Origin of the sequence: Pseudoalteromonas sp. SIMBA_162, from assembly GCF_046535955.1 — a bacterium.
Lineage (GTDB): Bacteria > Pseudomonadota > Gammaproteobacteria > Enterobacterales > Alteromonadaceae > Pseudoalteromonas > Pseudoalteromonas marina.
Map to the genome: position 1 here is coordinate 170,556 of NZ_JAWJBQ010000005.1, position 20,485 is coordinate 191,040.

At 38.4% G+C, this 20,485-nt stretch carries 19 protein-coding genes; 4 read left to right on the forward strand and 15 right to left on the reverse strand.

The genetic code is table 11. The annotated features are described in order from the left end of the window. Positions 1-6: 6 nt before the first annotated feature. The 6 genes from dnaX to R0J88_RS05620 form a co-directional block, all read right to left on the reverse strand. Complete coding sequence (gene dnaX / locus R0J88_RS05595; protein WP_410899356.1) at positions 7-2,502, reverse strand: DNA polymerase III subunit gamma/tau; 2,496 nt, start codon at positions 2,500-2,502, stop codon at positions 7-9. Between the two features lie 3 nt (positions 2,503-2,505). Further along, positions 2,506-3,051 carry an adenine phosphoribosyltransferase gene (apt, locus tag R0J88_RS05600; protein WP_006792394.1) on the reverse strand — a complete coding sequence of 182 codons (546 nt, stop codon included), beginning with the start codon at positions 3,049-3,051 and terminating at the stop codon, positions 2,506-2,508. 169 nt (positions 3,052-3,220) lie between these two features. Further along, entirely contained in the window at positions 3,221-3,343 is a 123-nt protein-coding gene (locus R0J88_RS05605; protein WP_008132255.1) for a hypothetical protein, read from the reverse strand. A gap of 71 nt (positions 3,344-3,414) precedes the next feature. Continuing rightward, a complete protein-coding gene (locus R0J88_RS05610; protein ID WP_410899357.1) occupies positions 3,415-4,167 on the reverse strand; it encodes a DUF2063 domain-containing protein in 753 nt (250 codons plus the stop codon). A gap of 36 nt (positions 4,168-4,203) precedes the next feature. After that, positions 4,204-5,031, reverse strand: coding sequence for a DUF692 domain-containing protein (locus R0J88_RS05615; protein ID WP_410899374.1), 828 nt, complete (start codon positions 5,029-5,031; stop codon positions 4,204-4,206). A gap of 96 nt (positions 5,032-5,127) precedes the next feature. Continuing rightward, a complete protein-coding gene (locus tag R0J88_RS05620) occupies positions 5,128-5,664 on the reverse strand; it encodes a hypothetical protein (protein WP_410899358.1) in 537 nt (178 codons plus the stop codon). A 232-nt stretch (positions 5,665-5,896) separates the two neighbouring features. On the opposite strand from R0J88_RS05620, the gene R0J88_RS05625 reads away from it, so the two are divergent. Both R0J88_RS05625 and R0J88_RS05630 read left to right on the forward strand, forming a co-directional pair. Next, positions 5,897-6,877 carry a tRNA-dihydrouridine synthase gene (locus R0J88_RS05625; protein ID WP_410899359.1) on the forward strand — a complete coding sequence of 327 codons (981 nt, stop codon included), beginning with the start codon at positions 5,897-5,899 and terminating at the stop codon, positions 6,875-6,877. A 61-nt stretch (positions 6,878-6,938) separates the two neighbouring features. Next, a complete protein-coding gene (locus R0J88_RS05630; protein WP_008131363.1) occupies positions 6,939-7,280 on the forward strand; it encodes a TraR/DksA C4-type zinc finger protein in 342 nt (113 codons plus the stop codon). Positions 7,281-7,597: 317 nt separating this feature from the next. Here R0J88_RS05630 and R0J88_RS05635 read toward each other — a convergent pair whose 3' ends face one another. From R0J88_RS05635 to pyrC, 9 genes are all read right to left on the reverse strand, one after another. Further along, positions 7,598-8,644, reverse strand: a complete 1,047-nt coding sequence (locus R0J88_RS05635) for a hypothetical protein (protein WP_410899360.1) — start codon at positions 8,642-8,644, stop codon at positions 7,598-7,600. A 61-nt stretch (positions 8,645-8,705) separates the two neighbouring features. After that, positions 8,706-9,965 (reverse strand): tetratricopeptide repeat protein, encoded by a 1,260-nt coding sequence (locus tag R0J88_RS05640; RefSeq protein ID WP_138740345.1) that lies wholly within the window; start codon positions 9,963-9,965, stop codon positions 8,706-8,708. Between the two features lie 11 nt (positions 9,966-9,976). Beyond that, positions 9,977-10,588 carry an energy transducer TonB gene (locus tag R0J88_RS05645; RefSeq protein ID WP_010557583.1) on the reverse strand — a complete coding sequence of 204 codons (612 nt, stop codon included), beginning with the start codon at positions 10,586-10,588 and terminating at the stop codon, positions 9,977-9,979. Next, a complete protein-coding gene (locus R0J88_RS05650) occupies positions 10,588-10,992 on the reverse strand; it encodes an ExbD/TolR family protein (protein ID WP_006792384.1) in 405 nt (134 codons plus the stop codon). The genes R0J88_RS05645 and R0J88_RS05650 overlap by 1 nt, the downstream gene beginning before the upstream one ends. 14 nt (positions 10,993-11,006) lie before the next feature. Next, complete coding sequence (locus tag R0J88_RS05655) at positions 11,007-11,531, reverse strand: MotA/TolQ/ExbB proton channel family protein (RefSeq protein WP_004588135.1); 525 nt, start codon at positions 11,529-11,531, stop codon at positions 11,007-11,009. Then, a complete protein-coding gene (locus R0J88_RS05660; RefSeq protein WP_006792382.1) occupies positions 11,531-12,895 on the reverse strand; it encodes a MotA/TolQ/ExbB proton channel family protein in 1,365 nt (454 codons plus the stop codon). The genes R0J88_RS05655 and R0J88_RS05660 overlap by 1 nt, the downstream gene beginning before the upstream one ends. A gap of 6 nt (positions 12,896-12,901) precedes the next feature. Continuing rightward, positions 12,902-13,672 (reverse strand): DUF3450 domain-containing protein, encoded by a 771-nt coding sequence (locus tag R0J88_RS05665; RefSeq protein ID WP_010557582.1) that lies wholly within the window; start codon positions 13,670-13,672, stop codon positions 12,902-12,904. A gap of 1,022 nt (positions 13,673-14,694) precedes the next feature. Next, positions 14,695-14,898, reverse strand: coding sequence for a cold-shock protein (locus R0J88_RS05670; protein ID WP_410899361.1), 204 nt, complete (start codon positions 14,896-14,898; stop codon positions 14,695-14,697). Positions 14,899-15,396: 498 nt separating this feature from the next. Beyond that, positions 15,397-16,452, reverse strand: coding sequence for a dihydroorotase (pyrC, locus tag R0J88_RS05675; protein ID WP_039036737.1), 1,056 nt, complete (start codon positions 16,450-16,452; stop codon positions 15,397-15,399). Positions 16,453-16,652: 200 nt separating this feature from the next. Between pyrC and R0J88_RS05680 the strand changes: the two genes are divergently transcribed. Both R0J88_RS05680 and R0J88_RS05685 read left to right on the forward strand, forming a co-directional pair. Then, positions 16,653-19,022, forward strand: a complete 2,370-nt coding sequence (locus R0J88_RS05680) for an EAL domain-containing protein (RefSeq protein ID WP_010557579.1) — start codon at positions 16,653-16,655, stop codon at positions 19,020-19,022. 549 nt (positions 19,023-19,571) lie between these two features. Further along, positions 19,572-20,459, forward strand: coding sequence for a LysR family transcriptional regulator (locus R0J88_RS05685; protein ID WP_006792376.1), 888 nt, complete (start codon positions 19,572-19,574; stop codon positions 20,457-20,459). The last annotated feature ends 26 nt before the right edge of the window (positions 20,460-20,485 follow it).

Genomic DNA, 20,485 nt, shown 5'->3' on the forward strand with positions numbered 1-20,485 from the left:
ATGTAATTACAATGCCTGAATACTGTTTTCGTCAATTTCGGCGCTAAATAACTGTTGAAATTGTACTATGTTTTCGTCACTTGTGATCACATCTATTGCTTGCTGATGGCGCCCTGCATCTATTTTTTGTTGAATTAAATAAGGCGAATCGATAACCCCTTGAGCAAATTTTATACTCAGCGACACATTGTGATCGTAAATACTCGATAATGCGGCATCAAGTTTTTGACGAAGCATAGGCGTATCTAGGTGTTTTTGCGATTCATCAACATCTATATGTAAGTTACTTCCCTGCTTCGTAAAAATTGAATGCAGCGCAAATTGGCGCATTCGTCCACCCAGCCCCATACGTTTTATCAAATAAGCCCACTCGTCTTGCTGATGAGCAAACTTTATTTCACTTATTGGGCTTTGAAAATCATCTGGAACCGGAATACTTTCCTCTTGTGGAGCTGGAGCAGGCACACTTTGAGGATTAATTTGTTCTAGTAACTCAGGCGCTAAATTTTCAGTGATTGTTTGATGCTTAGCTTTAAAATCAACTTTTTGTGCTTTTGTAGCGACTACACTGGGGCGTTTTGCTTGGCTCCCGCTAACAGGGAGCTCAGACTTTTTTTCATGCTCGCCTGTATTATAGTCATCCCACGGCGGTGGGTTAGTAGATTGCACAGAAGCCGCTTGAGGGTGTTCTGCGTTTTCAGAATGAGTGTGTATATCTGTATTAGTGGATTCACTTTGCTCTACAATTGGCGAACCAACCAGCCTGTTACTTTGCTCATTATTATCAGCTTCAGGTTTTTCAGACACTGGCGGCTGAGCTATATTATTACCTGATAACCTGCCTGAACCTGATATATTTCTGTCACGTAAGATGCGTGCAATGGCCGATTGTGCCTGAGACTCTTTATCATGCAGTGAAGCTGCATCCAAAGAGACTGGAGCGCTTGGAGATTCAGCCTGTTGCGATGTGCTTTGAGTTTGAGGATTAAAACCTTGATCTAGCGCGCTACTCATTACATCATCGAATTGTGCAGCTAATGTTTGCTCTACATCATTGTGCTGCATGTATGCTTCATTTTCGCTGTTACGCTGTGCTTGCTCATCACTTATTTGCTTCGCAGGTGTATTTTGGCTCGTTTCAGTTTGAGCCTCTTCGTTTTTAACCTGTAAATGGGCTACGTGATCAGAATCAAGAGGCGTATCAGTAACAGTGGGGGTTACTTGCTCATGCTGTTCTGCACTTATAATCGATTTTTCAGCTGGTTGCTGTACAGCGCTTATGTCGCTGTGTTTAGCTGCGTTATTAGTACTTTCAGGCTTATTTTTACTTAAAATATCACGCAGTGCATTGGCTCGGCTTTCAGTGTTACCTGCCGCCAATTGAGGCGTGCTTATCTCGTCCTGCTGGTTTTCGTTTCCTGCAGGCTGAAATGCAAGTAACCTCAGCAAAATCATTTCGAACCCTAAACGTGGCTCAGGGGCCCATTGTAAATCTTTTTTACCGTTTAAAAGTAACTGGTAATAAACCTGCACTTGCTGTGCACTTGTGTGCTCTGCAACGTGCTTTATGTAATCAGCATTGGTCTCATCAAGCCCAGCAGCTTGAGGCACTAATTGGGTAAGCTGGGTTAAGTGCGTTAATGAAATTAAATCATCAAGTAACGCTATATAATTTGGGTTTTTGCTCGCTACATTTGCTATTTCACTCATGAGCGCAGCGCCATCTTGACTTAGTAATGCTGCTAATAAACTTTGGCTGTAGTGTGTATCCATTAAACCAAGCATAGCTTGAACCGCTTGATTATTAATATCACCATTAGTTTGTGCTATAGCTTGATCGGTTAAGCTAAGCGCATCGCGCATACTGCCATCTGCAGCTTTTGCAATAACGCTAAGTGCATCGTTATCAAAGCGCAGTTGTTCTTGAGTCAAAACGTGTTGAAGCTGTGTTTTAATTTCACTTTGCGATAAGGCGTTTAAATTAAACTGTAAACATCGCGATAAAATAGTAACGGGTAACTTTTGAGGATCGGTGGTTGCGAGTAAAAATTTCACATGCTCTGGCGGTTCTTCAAGCGTTTTTAAAAGCGCATTAAAGCTATGCTTTGAAAGCATGTGAACTTCATCTATTAGGTATACTTTGTAACGCCCGCGCGTAGGTGCGTATTGAACGTTATCAAGTATTTCACGCGTATCTTCTACTTTAGTACGAGAGGCAGCATCAATTTCTAGCAAGTCAATGTAGCGCCCTGCTTCAATATCTGTACAGCTACTACATTGCCCACAAGGAGATGCCGAAATACCTTCGTCGCAATTTAAGCTTTTTGCAAAAATACGCGCAATAGTTGTTTTACCAACACCTCGGGTTCCAGTGAATAAATACGCGTGGTGCAGTCTATTTTGTGTAAGCGCATTAACAAGCGCTTGTTTAACATGAGACTGCCCAACCAATTCATGAAAGGTTTGTGGACGCCATTTTCTCGCTAGAACCTGATAACTCATCGATTATTCGCCTTCGAATTCAACCAACTTTAAGATTTTGATACCCATTTTTTCTATGCGTTGTTCGCCACCTAATTCAGGCAATGATACAACAAATGCTGCATCAGTAGCCTCACCGCCTAACTTATTAACTAGTTTAGCAGTCGCTTCGATAGTACCGCCAGTTGCTAGAAGGTCATCAACAAGAAGTACTTTGTCACCGGGTACAATTGCATCAACATGAAGTTCTAGCGTGTCTTCACCGTATTCTAGTAGGTAATCTTGGCGAATAACTTCGCGCGGTAATTTGCCAGGCTTACGCACTGGAATAAAAGGAATACCTAAAGCATAAGATAAAGGCGCACCAAAAATAAAGCCACGTGATTCTGTGCCAATAATTTTTGTAAAACCTTGGTCTTTATATTCGGTTATAAACGCATCAATAGTAGCCTTGAACGCTTCAGGGTTGGCCATTAATGTAGTTACATCGCGAAACATAATGCCCGCTTTAGGATAATCAGCAATTGTTGCAATGCTGTTTTTAATAATTGCTGGTGTTACTTGAGTCATAAGTTTTACTGCTCAATGGTTGATATTACAAAGCAGGTGATTATAACCTTAAGTGAACTTTAATTGCGAGTTTGCTGTGACTTTAACGAAAATATTGAACAGTTATAGAGGATAAAAAAGCAAAGCGTTAAGGCTGATGCTGACAACAGCCTTAAACTATAAATACGTTTTAGGTTAAGCTAGTGATCCAACCTAAAATTGCATTTAAACAACCAATACCTGCAAATACCGCTAGAAAAGCAATAAAATAAGTAGCGTTAAACGGATCTTTAAAATCTTTATCATCTGACATGGTACAACCTTTTATTAAGCACGATAAATAAGGCTGCCATGATAGACGATGTAAAAACATCAATAAAGGCCTTAATCTTGATTTTTTGTCACGATTACACCGCGTTCAATCAGCGCATTGAGTGTCACAAGCGCCCCTTGTGTTATTTGCTCTTCGTTAAACTGAGGAGCCTGCATAATCACCTGTTGGCAGAGGTTATCAAATGTAATGCCCTCAACGCTTTCAATGATAGAGAGTAATAAAGCCGTCATTGCATTAGTTGCTAAAAACTGTACTTCATCTTCTTCATCTCTATAAACAATAAAATAGTTAGGTACAGTCGATGGTTCTTTTGGCCGGACTTGGTCACTTATAGTTTGCACTGGATATTGGTAACTCAAATTTCTCGCTACGCTTGATAGAAATAATGGACTTTTAGTTAACGCTGTTTGTTGTAGTTTTCTCTCATTGGGGTCTTCGTTTGCTATTGAAACGTCAAGCTCTACCCATTCATAATGCGCAAGCTCTAACATAAAAGCAGGATCATAGTTTTTCATTTTATAACTACTGGACAAGTAATTAATAAACTCCCCTGCTATATCTAAAAAGTATGGTGATTGACAATTATATTCACTAAAAAACTGCCTAATCAATTTGTTCCATTGTTTGTCACTATAAAGCGTTTTTAACACTGGATAACCAGAAGAAATGAATCCCTCTATGTTATTAAAGAATAAGTCGCGATATATAGCCATGCGTCTATCTTCAATATCAGTTGGCTTTTTATTTTTTTTTGGTTCACGTATGTGCGCCATAAATTCATTTTGAACATCTATAAAGCTCATAGCTGGATACTCATTACTGTCTGATTCGCGTTAACTTCAAGCTCGTTGTTTTGAAAGCTCAGGATTTAGATACTTTTGTTGCAACTGAATAATAATATCAAGCTCTTTAGTGAGTACATTTATCTCTGGAATATTAAAATCTCGCTCAAGAAGCGTTGGAAATACACCATGTAACTTATAAGCTTTATCAAGCAACTCCCAGACTGGATCAATAACATCGGCGCCATGAGTATCGACTATTAAATCATTAGCCTCATTATAATGTCCCGCAACATGCCCATAAGCGATACGTTTTGTAGGTAAGCCAGCTAAAAAGGTATTTGCGTCATAACCATGGTTTATCGAATTAACATAAATATTATTTACATCAAGCAACAATTTACAATCTGCTTGCTCTAAAATTTCAGTTGTAAATTCAAGTTCAGATAACTCTTGGCCTGGCGCACCGTAGTAAGATACATTTTCCATCGCAATAGGTCGTTCAAGAATGTCTTGCACTTGCTTAATTCGGGGGACAACATGCGCTATTGCCTCTTCGGTAAAAGGGATGGGCATTAAATCATACATATGGCCTTGACCAGAGCAATAACTCAAATGCTCACTAAACATTTTAATGTTGTGCTGATCAAAAAAGACTTTTAGCGATTTAATAAATTCAATATCAAGCGGCTCTGGCGAACCTATTGATAAAGACAAGCCATGACATACAAAATTATTAGCATCGGTTAATGTTTTAAACTGCTTTTTAAATCGGCCGCCCAGTTTTAACCAATTCTCAGGCGCAACTTCTAAAAAATCAATTTGCTTTGGAACGTGTTCTAATAACTCATCTAGCATTTCACGGCGCAAACCTAAGCCAACCATTCCAAATTCCGAACTGTGCATTTGTGTCATAACTGCCTCTACTATTAACAAAAAAGGGCCCGTGGCCCTTTAGCATAACTTAATTAAATTAAGAAATTAACGGCCACCACATTTACCTTCGCCGCACTTGCCTTCTTTTTTACCTTTTGCATCGCCGCCACATTTGCCTTCGCCGCACTTGCCTTCTTTTTTACCTTTTGCATCGCCGCCACATTTACCTTCGCCGCACTTGCCTTCTTTTTTACCTTTTGCGTCACCGCCACATTTACCTTCGCCGCACTTGCCTTCTTTTTTACCTTTTGCGTCGCCGCCACATTTACCTTCGCCACACTTGCCTTCTTTTTTACCTTTTGCGTCACCGCCACATTTACCTTCGCCGCACTTGCCTTCTTTTTTACCTTTTGCGTCACCGCCACATTTACCTTCGCCACACTTGCCTTCTTTTTTACCTTTTGCGTCACCGCCACATTTGCCTTCACCGCACTTGCCTTCGGCAGCATCTAATTGATAACCTGAAACAAGCTGCTGAAATTCAAACGGGTTTGCTTGTACATCAGCAGATACTAAACTCGCAGAACCCACAACGACTGCACCTAACGTTAATGCGATTGTATTATTTTTTACTGTATTCATAATTTTTACTCTCTATACTCAATGTGTAAATCATTGCAATGTAAATATCGTTTTAAATTGCGTGTATGTTTAAGTAGACCTGTGATGAAATAAAAACTTTCATTTTATTTTTATTTATTCGAAAAATTTGCCCCCTGCATTCTCACTTTAACTATGAGTAACAATTACAGATTTATCAATATGCAATTTACAGGTAAACTAGCGCCCTTATTTTTAATAATATAATCGTTTTATGAAACTTGTTTTAGCACCTATGGAAGGTGTTGTAGATTTTAAAATGCGCCAACTGCTAACTGACCTTGGCGGGTTTGATTTATGCGTGACCGAATTTGTAAGAGTTGTTCAAGCACGTTTACCTGAAAAAGTATTTTATCGATACTGCCCTGAACTAAATAATAATGGCTATACCCGAGCAGGCACGCCGGTGCGTATACAATTGCTTGGACAAGAAGCTAATCCATTAGCTGAAAACGCAGTGAGAGCGATTGATTTGGGTTCCCATGGTGTTGACCTTAATTTTGGATGTCCTGCGAAAACGGTTAACCGTAGCCGCGGTGGTGCCGTTTTGCTTAAAGATCCCGAGCATATGTATACCATAATTAAAGCGGTTAGAGATGCGGTAGATTCAAAACATGAAGTCAGTGCAAAAATACGTTTAGGCTTTGATGACGACAGTAACAGCCAAGAAATTATGGATGCGGTTGTAAGTGCTGGCGCTAATAGCGTAGCAATTCATGCAAGAACAAAACGCGATGGATACAACCCACCAGCATATTGGGAAAAGATACCCCCTATAATAAAAGGTAAAAATATTGCCGTAGTTGCTAATGGTGAAATATGGCAAGTTGAAGACGCAATACTGTGCCAAAAAAGAAGCGGTTGTAACGACTTAATGCTTGGCAGAGGCGCCCTATCTCATCCTGATTTAGCTAAAAAAATAAAAGCACATGTCAACAATGAGTACTATGAGGGTTTAGAATGGGAGCATGTTCTTTATCACTTAATACACTCAGCTATTCATCATGACCCAGCTAAAGATGAAAAATATTTTGCATCTAGAACTAAACAATGGCTAGGTTATTTAAAGCGTCAATATCCGCAAGCAATAACATTGTTTGATGAAATTCGTAGGTTAAAAACCAAAGAAGACGTATCTGCCGTTTTAAAAAAATATGCAAAAGCACCACAACTTGATTCAAATCATGACAGATAATTAAAAGCAATTAGATAATATCAGTATAACGAGCAGTTAATGTAAAAGGGTTATACTGATAATGAACCACCAAAAGCGCTTACATGATGAACTAACACAAGTTAAATCAAACATACTTGTTATGCTTTCTAAATCGCCCCACCCCGCCCATCAAGGCTTGATCACCACATTAAAGCATACAGCAAATAATGAGTGGTTAGATCTTGCTGCAAAAAGGCTTGGCCCTGAGTATGCTAACTTAATTAACCGTATGACGATGTTAGAGGCCGCAGTGAGTCAAATTGATATAGGTCAATACGGCTATTGTTGTGATTGTGAAGAAAAAATTGCAACCGCATTACTTCAAAAAGACCCTGCAACACAGCGCTGTACAAAATGCGCAATTAAACGAACATCTAACTAATGTTTAAAGTCTTAGTTATAAGTTTCTATAGCTAATGCCTGCAGGCATATTAGTTTTGAAATTGATTTAACCGGGGTGCAAAGTTTTTGAGCCAGTAGACAAGTAAAAACAGAGCAAAACCCCTGCACCCTACTCATTACTCATGCCCATTACCTATATTGACTATAGGCAGCTAAACATAAACTGCCCCGGCCGGAACTCAAAAAAATAACAGGGTATGTTAGAATATACTCTGCGTAATTACGTATTAAAAAACATGTATCTACACATCGAGGCTTTGCCTTCCCATAAGCCTCGGCAAATAAACAACCCCTAGGTTAATAACAAATCTGACCACAAAAACTAAACGATTGACCTGGATAAAGAATAATATCTTCAACTAAATATTGCGCGGTTTGTTCTGACACTTTAAGACGCTTTGATAAATTAACTTTAGCCTGATCAATTGTCCATGCGTGGTAATGAATACCTATATCTGTTTCCATCATTGTAAGCATGAGCAACTTGTCATTATTAGACAATTTTGTATTGCTGGCCATAGCAGGCAAGTCTAAGTAATGTGTTTGCCAGTCAAGTCCATTAATCAATGGCTCTTTAGATAAATACTGCACAGCAAACGATTTAGTGTGATTTTGTTTAAATTTGACATTAATAACTGCACTTTCAAGCGCTTTAATTTTTTCGTTAATAATAACAACCCACTCTAAAGGCGAGTTAACTGCGTTGCCATAATAATTGAGTTTACTCTGATACCACTCTGAACCATTAGAAAGCCCTCTTAAACCAACACTCCCTCTGGGCTTATAATTATCCAAATAATTAGAAAAAGCTCTGATATGGCTTTTAATTGCACCTTGTGTAGCCTTGTTTTCGATAGCTTGCGCTACATATCCCTGTAGTAAAGAATACTCTAACTTATTTAGTTTTAGATTACTTTGCTTTGCAATGTCTAACTTAGCTTGTGTAAATTTAAGCCAACTAATAGTTTGCTCAACGGTGCTAGTTGAACGGTTAAATAAACTCATATTATGTAGAACGTCTACTTGGGCTGGCCAAGGAAAAAAACGCTCAGGAAATCGTTCTGCAATAACCAAATAATTAACTTGGGTAATTTGATTAGGTGTTAACTTCATCGTCATCAATTGCTGATAAATAGCATGACGTTTATCAAGATATTCGTTCGAGTAAACAATGTTTTCTTCTGTAACTTTTATATTGTTTGATTCTTGACCTAATATCAACACAGTATTTAAAGACTTTAAAGCGCTGCGTGCCTCATCAAAAGAACTAAAACTATCACTCTTATCAGTACAACCAACAAGATTTAAACACAATAACAATGATAAAAAAAACGTTTTATACATAGTGATCCTAATAAAAAAAGCCCCAGAGGGGCTTTTTAGAAATTGCTAATGTTAGCTAATATTAAATTTTAACACCGTTGCGAGCGGCTTTATCTTTAATGTAGGTAGACCAACCTTTTGCAAACTTACGTGTGCGTGGGTCGTCCATAGCTTTAACAATAGCAGCATAAGCTTGCTTGTACTTACCTTGGTAGTAATACGCCTCAGCTAAATCTGAATAAATTGTACCTTTTTTGTCAGAGCCAAGCTCTAACGCCTTGTTCAAGCGAACAACGGCAGCACTGAATTTCTCAGATTGTAAAAGTAATGAACCTGCTTTGCGGTAAAGCTCAGCGTCGTCATCAAATTTAGCAGCTTCTTCATAATACTTAGCAGCTTTCTCTATATCTTTAGAGCGATGATAGTTACTTGCAACAGCGTTGACATTTTGCTTAGTACGTTTAACTTTTTCTTCTTTAATTGCCTTTTCAAGCGTTACTGCTGCTTTGTAAGGAATTTCATTTAAAGAGTAAAAGTTAGCAAGTACTTTGTATTCAACTTCGTTTTCAAAGTAACCGTTTTTGAAAGCCACTTCCATTGTTGCAAGACCTTTCTGATATTCTTCGGTTTGTAGGTAATATTTACCTAAACCAACCCAAGCTTTTTTATCATCAGGCCAAACTCTAACAATTTCTTCACCCACTTTAACCATGTTTGCATAATCTTTAGTTTCAAAGTATGCGCCAAGTTTAAGCTGGTAAGGGCCTTTATTAGGCTCTTTTTGAAGAGCTATTGCTTTGTTAGCAGGCTCAAAAACATCACTGAATTGCTCTAGCTGAAAGTTAGCTTGCGCAATACGAGTATATACAGTTGGATCTTCCTCACCTGTGAAGTCCATCCAAGCTGTGTATGCTTTTTTTGCTTCTTTGTATTTCTCAGTACCCGCGTACAAATCACCTAATAACTTAAGTGTTTGTTCATGGTCTGCAAAGTTCAAAATATCAGGCGCTACTGCTAGCTTGCTGTATTTGATTGCATCAGCGTAGTTTTCTTTCTGCGCGTACATGCTACCTAAGTAACGATTTACAGTCGCTTTATCAAACTCATCTGAAGGGTCAATCTCTCTCAGCAATACAATTGCTTCGTCAACTTTTTCTTCGTTATACAAGTCAAATGCTTTAATTACTTTTTTACCAGTACGCTCGCCCATGATCTTAGTTTTTGCTTTCTTACGCTCTTCAATTTTTGCGTAATCTGGCGCCGCTAATACAGATGAACTTAAAGTTGCACCTGACACAGACATAAGAATTGCAAGAGCAGTTACTTTAGATAAATTTCTCATTACTCGCCTCCTTAGCCTTGGTTAAGTTTAAAGTCTAGTTGAACTTGTAAACCAACTTGTTTTTGTGGCTTACCGTCAATAATTTTCGGACGGTATTTCCACTTACGAAGTGCACGTTTAGCTTCACGGTCAAAGATACGTTTAGGTTCAGCGTCGATTACATCAACGTCAATAACCCCACCTAACTCATCAATTGTGAACGAAAGTTGTACCCAACCTTCTTTACCATCACGTGCTGCTTGCGTTGGATATTTTGGTTCAATACGAACGATAGGTGTCGCATCACCATCTCGTCCAAATGCACCCGGACCACTTAGTCCACCAGCAGAACTCCCTACGTCGATGCTTGGCATATTAAATGACATTGCACCTGGGTTAGGATTAGTATCCGGCTGTGGCGGCTGCGGTTTAGGCGGCTGCTTTGGCGGTGGCGGAGGCGGAGGCGGTACACGCTTCCTCTCCTGCACCTTAGATTCAGGCGGATTCGTCATAATTTCGACTATGATCTGCTCTTTTTGTTCCGTATTACGGTCAGCCCCACCAGAGATGAGGTAAGCCATGAAGTAGAACAAGCCGAAAGTAACTGCCCCACCTGCAATCAGTGAAAACAGAAAACGAATCATTACTGATCTCCAGCTATTGAAATTCTTAGGTTATCGCCCGTTGCTTTAATCTGGTCCATAACTTTAACCACTGTGCCGTGTTTTGCTTCTTTATCAGCCTGCAAAATTACAACGTCAGTAGGTTGTTCTGCTAATAAGCTTTCAATTTTCGCTGAAACACGTTCAACGTCAACTTGCTGCTTATCAATCCAGATTGCGCCATCACTGCGTATAGCAATAAAAATGTTTGCATTTTTTTGCTTCGTAGCTTGGGCAGCTTTAGGTTTATTGACCTCGATACCAGCCTCTTTAACGAACGATGTAGTTACGATAAAGAAAATAAGCATGATAAATACGATGTCAAGCATTGGTGTCATATCTACCGCTGCTTCTTCTTCTTCACGAAAACGTTGTTTACGTGCCATATTTAATTCTCTCTCTAGTGATGAGGCATGCTATCTACAAGTTTGGCTTTCACCATTCTCGCTCTTGCCTCAAGGCGTGAGCTAAAGAAAACTCCAGATAGTGCCGCAACCATTCCAGCCATTGTTGGGATTGTTGCCATTGAAATACCTGATGCCATTAAACGTGCATTACCAGTACCTTGAGTTGCCATGGTTTCAAAAACCGCGATCATACCCGTTACAGTTCCAAGTAAGCCTATTAAAGGACAAACAGCTACTAATGTTTTAATCAACAACATACGCTGATCTAATTTTTCAGACGCTTCAGAAATCCATGCTTCACGGATTCTGTGTGCGTACCAAGACGTAGTGTCTTGGCGGGCATCCCACTTAGCAACAATATCCTTCGTTAAACGAGGAAACTCTGCAAGTAAGAACCAATAGCGCTCAATCATTAAAACCCACATCAGAAAGAGTGCTATCGCGACCACGTATAAAACCTGGCCGCCTGTGCCAACAAAATCCCTGATAGATTCCCATATCTCCATCAGGACTAGCATTAGGCTTTCTCCTTCTCCGCGTGAGTAGCGATGATACCAGCGCTTTGCTCATCAAGGATATGTAATACCGACTTACTACGACCTGCAACAATAGAGTGAAGTAGAATAAGTGGTAGTGCTGCAATTAGACCTAGCGCTGTAGTTACAAGTGCTAGAGAGATGTTACCAGCCATGATCTTCGGATCGCCCGTACCGAACAATGTGATTGTTTGGAACGTTAAAATCATACCGATTACTGTACCTAGTAGACCTAGTAATGGTGCGATAGCAGCAAGGATCTTGATGATGTTGATACCAGCTTCAACACGTGGAGTTTCACGTAAAATAGCTTCATCAAGTTTAAGTTCAAGGTTTTCAACATCTTGAGATTTGTTGTCATGGTACACTTTAAGAATACGACCCAGTGGGTTGTTTGTATTCGGTGTAGACAAGTTCTTAAGTTGTGATTTGATCTTAGAAGTAGTAAGCGCTAAGTCAATGAAACGAACTAAGAAGATTAATAGACCTACAGCAAGTAGTACAGTGATGATATAACCAACTTCAGCACCTTGCTCGTAGTATTCCATTAGCGTTTTCTTCTGCGTATTAATACGTAAGATTGCGCCGCGTGTAGGGTCAATGTAAACGCCCGCGTAGCTATCAGAAGATGTTGCTTCTAGGTTTGAAATGCCATCTAAAATGTAGCTATCAGGTTGTTTACCTAAAGGCTGGATAGACTTTGTTTCTGGCGAGTAGATTAAGTAACCTTCGTCAGCAACTAAGTTAAAGTTACCAATACGAGTGATTTTCTTAACCGCAGTGTTTCCGTCAAGGCCAGCAACTTCAGATTCAAAAGTAGATACTTTTGCTGATTCTGTCATTTCTGTTTGAAGTGAAATCCAAAGCTCTTCTAACTCACGAACTGTTGGAAGTTCTTTAGCTGCTGCTAATGAACGAAGTACTTCAGCACGACCTGGCTTTTCAGCACTTACTAAAGATGCTTCGATAGAACCGATAGCGTCTTGCGCTGCACGGCGTACAACACCAAACATCTCACCTAGAGTACCTTGAGCATTTTGAAGAGCTTGCTCTTTTTCCGCTAAAGTGTTTTCGTTTTGTGCGTATTGCTTAGCTAAAGAGTCACCACGTGCTTTTTCAGCAGCTAGCTGGCTTTTAGCTTTATTAAGTAAAGATTGCTTGTCAGCACGTTCTGATAAGAACTCTTGCTCACGTTGCTTATTGATCTTACCTTCTGAGATACGCTCTTGCTTAACTTGCTCAAGAATTTTGTCTAAAGCGTCAGTGTTTGCGTGTGCGTTAAGCGCGGTACCTGCAGAAACAGATAGTACTGCTGCAACAGCAAAACCTTTAAATAGTTTCTTCATTATTGATTACTCCGCGCCAAAGATTGGTAGTTTAACAAGTTCTAGTGTCGCTTGCTTACGTGCCATGCGGATCACTTCTTTAACAGGTTTTAGGTATTCTTCACCTAATTCTTTCCACTGTTTAGTGTTGTTATCCCACACCCAAGCATGTTTCAAGTCAAAAGACTGAGCAACATAAGTAATACGACCTAAACGACCGATATCTACGTTGATATTTTTGCCATCAATTTCAAGCGTACCTTGAGAAGCAGTTACTGCAGAGCTGTAAGCTGTTTCAACTGTGTATGCTTCAAGAACTTGACGGAATTTTTCAGACGTAGTAACAGAGGCAGATGCCATGATGTCACGAAGTCTTTCAACACGGCCTAGACGCGTTTCAAGATTAAATGGAACGTCCGCTTTGATGAATTGCTCAAGCGTATCGATCATGCGATACATCAAAGGCACAACGTTTTGTTTAGTGTTATCGATAGTCGCAATTTGACGATCGAACGACTCAATCGATGCATTTTGGTCAGCGACCAAACGTGCAACGTGATCGTTATACACTTTCATAAGTTCAGTCTCATCAACGATGCTACGGTACTCAGCGATTAGCTCTTGAGTTTGACCATATACATTGTCAATTTTAGTTTGAGACTTAACAGCAGCCTTTTGAATTTGTTGACCTGCTTTTTGCACGTCATTCAAAGGATCTGCAATCACATTGCTGCTTGCAAATGCAAAAGCGCCAACCAACGCTGTTGCTACAAGACTCTTTCTGATTTTAACAGACATAGTTCCCAACCAATTAAGTAATGTTACTTTTATAATTTAATTATCCTCCGAGGAGAACAACCCTGATATCTTTTAATAGATATCAACCTTTCAATAATGCTAAATGCAATAAGCGCTGTCAACTTGATGTTAGGTGTAATTAGCAAATAAATCACCTGCCGATGGACTACATTAAAGTAGCACCAATAAAATGTTAACATTATTGCAACCAACTGTATTATCAACAATCCTAGCAAACCCCAATAAGGTTGATGTTTAACTGGATAGACCTCTAAACAAACAACATAAATGCAACATTTAGTTCAAACTTGATGTATATAAAAAAAAAATAAAAACATTTAAAAAAAAACTCTTTTAGGGGCTCTATTTGACGGTTTTTTATCATTTTTAAGCACTTTAACTCAAAAAAGGAACGGTTTAACGCACAAAAATCAAACGTTACACATATTGAAAGTTGTAAAGCTAATAGAAGGGTTTCAATATCAAATTTGTGAAGGCTTTCTGACACTCAATTACAATCAAGCAACGCTCTAAACTGATAGACGAAATAAGGCCTCATTAATGGCTTGGGCACAATCAAAATCAAAAAAAGCTTACTTTAGTTAATTATTCTTATGATGTTCAAACCGAGTCTTGCCTAAGTTCACTGTATGTTACTTCTTAGCTCACTATCCAAACTCTAGGCTTTGTCGTTTATCCATATAATCCAGTTTGAGGCTGAGTTTTGTAAATATTAATACTTCTAAAACTTGCAAGTTAATCTAGGAAGGTAATAAAAATATTAGAACTTTATAGGAGGCACAAAATTAATAATACATAGAATTCTGTTTAGCATATTTAATTGGAATTAGGTTTCTAGAAAAATTAAACCATATTATGGTCTTTTGGAGTTTAGATATAATAAATGAGCGCTATTAATGATTGGAGGTATTAAGCTTTCTGTGTATATGAGTAGTTTCAGGGGATAATGGTGAAACAGAGGCCTGCTTCACCAAGATGAACATGAGTTCACATAATTAAAATTATGCTGCTTCAACGTTCTCAGCTTCAGGGCCTTTTTGACCTTGTTTGATGCTGAATGTCACTGCTTGACCTTCGCTAAGAGTGCGAAAACCAGAACCAGAGATTGCGCTGAAATGTACAAACACGTCAGGACCGTTTTCTTGTTCAATGAAACCAAAGCCTTTAGCTTCGTTGAAAAATTTTACTTTACCGTTAACCGACATACTAAATTTTCCTGTAAGTCAATAATTAAAATTCTGCCACGTTATTGTGGCAATAGCCTCCTTGAGTCAATGCTCATAAAAATAGAGGTATAGTACAGGAACAAGTAATAACCTAACTGGTAACCTTAAACGCAGCACAATATCCGTAAATTCAATTCATAAAAACTCAAAGCAAAGTAAGATTAACACATTCTATTTTTTTTCGCTCTATTAATTGAAAATAATTTCTAAAAAAACTTACTCCGTGACTAAAAATAGATAAGACATTGATTAAAGTAAATAAAAATAAAATATTATTGTAATATTTATTATGAAATCCTAATAAAAATACAGCGATTGTTAACCCTTCACAGGCTAATCTCTGTTCATACTAAAACAAACAAGAAATAATGATTAAGTAACAAGCCAATTTACACCTTTTCATACAAGCCTTGAGCCTAAATATTTACATACAAAAAAGCCGCTCAAGTAAGCGGCTTTGATTTTAAATACTTAATTTTACTTTAAAACAGCCCAATCAATTACGGATTCTGCTTTTATTGGTACCACTTCAGAATCACCAAGCGTATAACTTGCAGGCACAGTCCAAGGCGACTTTTGCAGTGTAATTGTATCGCTATTTCGCGCTAAACCATAAAAGTCTGGCCCAAAGTGGCTTGCAAAGCCCTCTAGCTTATCTAATGCACCAGCTTCTTCAAATGCTTCTGCGTAAAGCTCAATAGCAGCATGAGCCGTGTAAGCCCCTGCGCAACCGCACGCAGCTTCTTTCTTATCTTTATAATGAGGCGCTGAGTCAGTACCTAAAAAGAACTTTTTACTGCCACTCGTAGCTGCAGCCATAAGTGCTTGCTGGTGAATATTACGTTTAAGTATAGGCAGACAGTAATAATGGGGGCGAATCCCGCCTGCTAACATGTGGTTTCGATTATATAGTAAATGGTGGGCAGTAATCGTTGCCGCAACATTACTTGGCGCATTATTGACAAAATCAACCGCATCTTTTGTCGTTATATGCTCAAGTACTATTTTAAGCTCTGGAAAGTCGTTAACGACATCACCTAGAATCGTATCTAAAAATACTTTTTCTCTGTCAAAAATATCAATTGAAGAATCCGTCACTTCACCATGTACAAGCAAAAGCATACCAACATCTTGCATAGCGCTAAGCACTGAATATATATTTTTGACGGACGTTACACCAGAATCAGAGTTGGTTGTCGCGCCAGCAGGGTATAGTTTAGCAGCAAATACTTTACCTGATGCCTTAGCCTTAATTATTTCTTCAGGTGTTGTCTTATCAGTAAGGTATAGCACCATCAAGGGCTCAAAGTTACCTTGTGGCTTAGCAGCCATTATACGCTCTCTGTAAGCTAAAGCGGTATCAGTGCAGGTCGCTGGAGGAACCAAATTTGGCATTATAATAGCACGCCCCATATAGCGGCTAATATCGCGCACAGTGTCTTTAAGCTGATCACCATCGCGTAAATGCACATGCCAATCGTCAGGTCGGGTAATTGTTAACGTTTTTACAGAGTTTGTATTATTACTGGTCATCACTTCATTCCACAGCTGAATTTATGTGATCATAGGCATATGATGTTTTCGAGTAAAGATTTTATTAAAATAATCGGTTACTAATTTGCCCTATTTTATTTACAGCTTTGTTTAAACGTTTATCGTTTTATTTTGTAGAACAGTTGATATTAGGTTAACTTAATGTGGTGTTTATAAAAAAAGAATAATAAATTTTGCCTATGTCGAACAGTATCGATACCTCTAAAGCGCTTGAAGTAAAAACAGATCAGCTAAGTATCATAAATCAGTTTTCATCAAGCCTATTACAACTAGACACCTTAGATGAGCTATTTGAATATGTAACAACTCAAGTTGTAAATCGTCTTGGATTTGTTGACTGTGTTATTTATCTCGCTGATGAATCAGCCTCTAAACTCAATCTTGTTGCTTCTATGGGAATCGATCGCCAAAGATATAAGTACAAAGCCCAAAGAAAAGTAATTGATTTTAATGAAGGTATATCAGGTTTTGTTGCAACAACAAAAAAGGCAATAATTTTAGGCGATGTCACAAAAGATAGCCGCTATATTGCAGACGAACGCCCTGCTCAATCAGAGCTTTGCGTGCCTCTTGTATACAAAGACCGTATTCTAGGTGTTATTGATTGTGAACACCCCGCCATGAATTACTTTACTAATGCACACCTTGAAATATTAACAACAGTGGCACACCTTTTAAGCGCTAAAATAAACCAAGTTAACATGGTAAATAGCCTGCAATCGACTGTTGAGCAGTTAAATGACGCGCAAAAGCTTGAAAATAGTCTTCTTCAAATAGCCAACTTAACCTATAAAGCCAGTGACTTAGATACATTTTTCGAATCTTTACACACTATTATTAATAGTTTATTAAGGGCTGATAACTTCTTTATTGGCCTTTACGATAAACAAATCGACATTCTAGATATTGTTTACATTGTTGAAGCTGGAATTCAAACAAACACGCATCAAAAAATCTCTAAAGAACAACTTAAAGACACCGCGTCTTACTTTTTATTGCAAACTGACCAAGCGATGTTATTAACAAAACAAGACTACATTGATCATATAGAGCAAGGTCATTTTAAATTAATTGGTCGTCAAGCCGAATCTTGGCTAGGTGTACCATTTAAAGCCAATGAACGTATGAGTGGTGTCATTGTTGTGCAAAGTTATCATGAGGCACATCATTATAATGAGCACGATAGTGCTTTGCTTACCTATGTAAGCAGGCAAATAAGTATGGCAATAGATAGGCAGTTAGCTAGGCAGGAGCTTGAACACAAAGCTTTACATGATGGATTAACTGGGCTTGCTAATCGTTCATTACTTATTGAACGAATAAAGCATGCAATTTTACGCTTAACGCGTGTAAAAAAAGGCACTGTTCATGCCCTACTTTATTTAGATTTTGACCGCTTTAAAAGTATCAATGATGCGCTCGGCCACGAAGTTGGCGATCACTTTTTAATTAAGATTTGTGAGTTGATCAAAGGTACAGTTCGTAACACTGACACTTTTTCACGCTTGGGTGGCGACGAGTTTGCTATTTTAATGGAAAACATTACTCATCGTAATCAAGTTAAAGAGGCACTAGGGCGTATAAAAGAAGCACTTTCTAAACCAATAAATGTTGATGGCCATTTATTGCAAGCCTCTACCAGCATAGGTATTGCTTATACTGATAATGTTGACGATAAAGCATACCTGTTACTGCAACAAGCAGACGCCGCTATGTACGAGGCTAAATCAACAGGCCGCGGACAAGTTAAGTTTTTTAACAACACAATGAGAAAAAAGCTTAAAACACACGCTGACATAGAAAACGACCTACAGCACGGTATTGAACACAACGAATTTGAACTCTACTTTCAGCCAATTTTTACTATTTTAGATAACCACGTTATTGGCTTTGAAGCACTTGTGCGTTGGCACCACCCTAAAAAAGGGTTTGTTTCACCTAATGACTTTATTCCTATTGCTGAAAAAACAGGCCAAATAATCAACCTGGATTTACATCTACTCGACTTAGCTGCACAGCATATTTCAAAGTGGCACCAACAAGGTCATCGTTTCTTAAAAGTGACAGTAAATGTATCATCGCGCCATTTTGCAAGCCTAGATTTTGTAGCTCAGGTCCACGCTATCTATAACAAATACCAATTGCCTTTAGGTTCTTTGTGCTTAGAAATAACCGAATCTGGATTAATAGAAAACTTAGAGCTCGCCACACAAATTATCGAAGGGCTCTCACCTCTAAAAGTAAAACTATGTCTTGATGATTTTGGAACAGGTTACTCTGCACTAGGCTACTTACACCAGCTGCCCATTCATATTCTGAAGATCGATAAAAGCTTCATCGATCATGTACAAGATTCAACAAATCCCTTGGTTGAGGCTATTTTGTCACTTGCTAAGTCGTTAAAACTTGAAGTTGTTGCTGAAGGAATTGAAACCACCGGACAGCTAGAGACTTTGCAAACTACGCATTGTGAATACGGACAAGGTTATTTAATGTCAAAACCAGTTCCAGCAAAAGAAGCTATATTACTAATTAATCAACCACTTTAGCCCCACATCTGTAAAGTTAAGGCTTGGGGCACTTAGAGCGCGGCGCGAGGTATATAACCTAGTGGGGTAAATAAATACCCAGCAACAAAGAGCAAATAGCCCCAAAAATAACCCAAAAGGCAGCATACTTTTGGGTTTGTTCTTCGTTATTGGTTATTTATTAGGAATGACCACAATACATAAATTATGTTTGCCTGAATAAAAAACTGACAGCTGTAAAGTCAATCACCAAAGATCAACCTTCCTATACTCAAAAGTATTTTTATTTTCTACAAAGGTCACTACTTTTTTATCTATTAGCGTTAGTTAACTAAGCGAGTTAAAAATTTTTTATACCAGCCCCTTTACCTTTAAACATGAAGTAAATTAATACAAGCAGTAAAAAATCGGCTTTAATCTAGTTACTTACGCTAAACTATAAAAATATTAATCAGTAAAACTATATTTATTAGCTTAATTTAGACGTCTAGACGTTGAAACGTTTTTTATATAAGCGTAGTATTGAAAAATAATGAGCACTACTCAAATTTTCCATGAGAATTATTAAAGATGATTGGTATAAAACACTTAAAAACTATTGCAACCCTTAAAGAAACTGGTTCATTAGTGAATACTGCCCGCGAATTATTCTTAACTCAGTCGGCTTTATCACATCAAATTAAAGACTTGGAAAACAAGTTAGACTGCCAGCTGTTTGAACGCAAAACGCAGCCTGTGCGTTTTACCCCGCAAGGCATGTTATTGCTTGAGTTAGCCCACGAAATACTGCCGAAAATTGAAGCAACTAAATGTCGTTTAAAAGAGAGCCTTAATCAGCCAATTTCACAATTACGCCTAAGTGTTGAATGCCATGCTTGTTTTCACTGGCTACTTCCAACAATTAAAGATTTTAATAACTTTTGGCCAGATATAAAAATTGATTATGAACGTGGTTTTAGTTATGACGCAATTCCAGACTTACTTAACGATGAATTAGACTTAGTACTCACATCAGACATTCGTGAACCCGACAAGCTAGAGTATGCCCATTTATTCGACTTTAAATTAAAATTAATTGTTGCACCTGATCACGATCTTGCCAAAAAAGCATACGTTACAGCGTTAGACTTAAAGAATGAAACCATTATTTCTTACCCTATTCCGCGCGAACGCCAAGATATATTTAAACATTTCATTCAAAATGCACGTTTTGACGGGACGTTAAAAAACGTAGATCAAGGACTACTAATTTTTCAGCTAGTCAGTGCTGGAATGGGTGTAGCTGCATTACCTGATTGGTTGGTTACACCATATGAAAGCCAAGGACTCATCAAATCGATTCCACTAGGTGCGCTAGGTTTAACTCGACCAATGTACTTAGCGATGAAAAAAGATATGAAAGATAACCCTGTATATCGCCACTTTTTAAATACGTGTAAGTTAAATAACGGTCGATAAACTACTGATTAATGAGTAACATAACT

What these genes read in the sequence shown, in the direction of transcription:
- pyrC (WP_039036737.1), bottom strand. Translation starts at nt 16,452, where the DNA reads ATGACCAGTAATAATACAAACTCTGTAAAAACGTTAACAATTACCCGA.
- R0J88_RS05670 (WP_410899361.1), bottom strand. Translation starts at nt 14,898, where the DNA reads ATGTCGGTTAACGGTAAAGTAAAATTTTTCAACGAAGCTAAAGGCTTT.
- R0J88_RS05605 (WP_008132255.1), bottom strand. Translation starts at nt 3,343, where the DNA reads ATGTCAGATGATAAAGATTTTAAAGATCCGTTTAACGCTACTTATTTT.
- R0J88_RS05660 (WP_006792382.1), bottom strand. Translation starts at nt 12,895, where the DNA reads ATGAAGAAACTATTTAAAGGTTTTGCTGTTGCAGCAGTACTATCTGTT.
- R0J88_RS05665 (WP_010557582.1), bottom strand. Translation starts at nt 13,672, where the DNA reads ATGTCTGTTAAAATCAGAAAGAGTCTTGTAGCAACAGCGTTGGTTGGC.
- R0J88_RS05610 (WP_410899357.1), bottom strand. Translation starts at nt 4,167, where the DNA reads ATGAGCTTTATAGATGTTCAAAATGAATTTATGGCGCACATACGTGAA.
- R0J88_RS05650 (WP_006792384.1), bottom strand. Translation starts at nt 10,992, where the DNA reads ATGGCACGTAAACAACGTTTTCGTGAAGAAGAAGAAGCAGCGGTAGAT.
- R0J88_RS05685 (WP_006792376.1), top strand. Translation starts at nt 19,572, where the DNA reads ATGATTGGTATAAAACACTTAAAAACTATTGCAACCCTTAAAGAAACT.
- dnaX (WP_410899356.1), bottom strand. Translation starts at nt 2,502, where the DNA reads ATGAGTTATCAGGTTCTAGCGAGAAAATGGCGTCCACAAACCTTTCAT.
- R0J88_RS05635 (WP_410899360.1), bottom strand. Translation starts at nt 8,644, where the DNA reads ATGTATAAAACGTTTTTTTTATCATTGTTATTGTGTTTAAATCTTGTT.
- R0J88_RS05655 (WP_004588135.1), bottom strand. Translation starts at nt 11,531, where the DNA reads ATGCTAGTCCTGATGGAGATATGGGAATCTATCAGGGATTTTGTTGGC.
- apt (WP_006792394.1), bottom strand. Translation starts at nt 3,051, where the DNA reads ATGACTCAAGTAACACCAGCAATTATTAAAAACAGCATTGCAACAATT.
- R0J88_RS05680 (WP_010557579.1), top strand. Translation starts at nt 16,653, where the DNA reads ATGTCGAACAGTATCGATACCTCTAAAGCGCTTGAAGTAAAAACAGAT.
- R0J88_RS05630 (WP_008131363.1), top strand. Translation starts at nt 6,939, where the DNA reads ATGAACCACCAAAAGCGCTTACATGATGAACTAACACAAGTTAAATCA.
- R0J88_RS05625 (WP_410899359.1), top strand. Translation starts at nt 5,897, where the DNA reads ATGAAACTTGTTTTAGCACCTATGGAAGGTGTTGTAGATTTTAAAATG.
- R0J88_RS05645 (WP_010557583.1), bottom strand. Translation starts at nt 10,588, where the DNA reads ATGATTCGTTTTCTGTTTTCACTGATTGCAGGTGGGGCAGTTACTTTC.
- R0J88_RS05640 (WP_138740345.1), bottom strand. Translation starts at nt 9,965, where the DNA reads ATGAGAAATTTATCTAAAGTAACTGCTCTTGCAATTCTTATGTCTGTG.
- R0J88_RS05615 (WP_410899374.1), bottom strand. Translation starts at nt 5,031, where the DNA reads ATGGTTGGCTTAGGTTTGCGCCGTGAAATGCTAGATGAGTTATTAGAA.
- R0J88_RS05620 (WP_410899358.1), bottom strand. Translation starts at nt 5,664, where the DNA reads ATGAATACAGTAAAAAATAATACAATCGCATTAACGTTAGGTGCAGTC.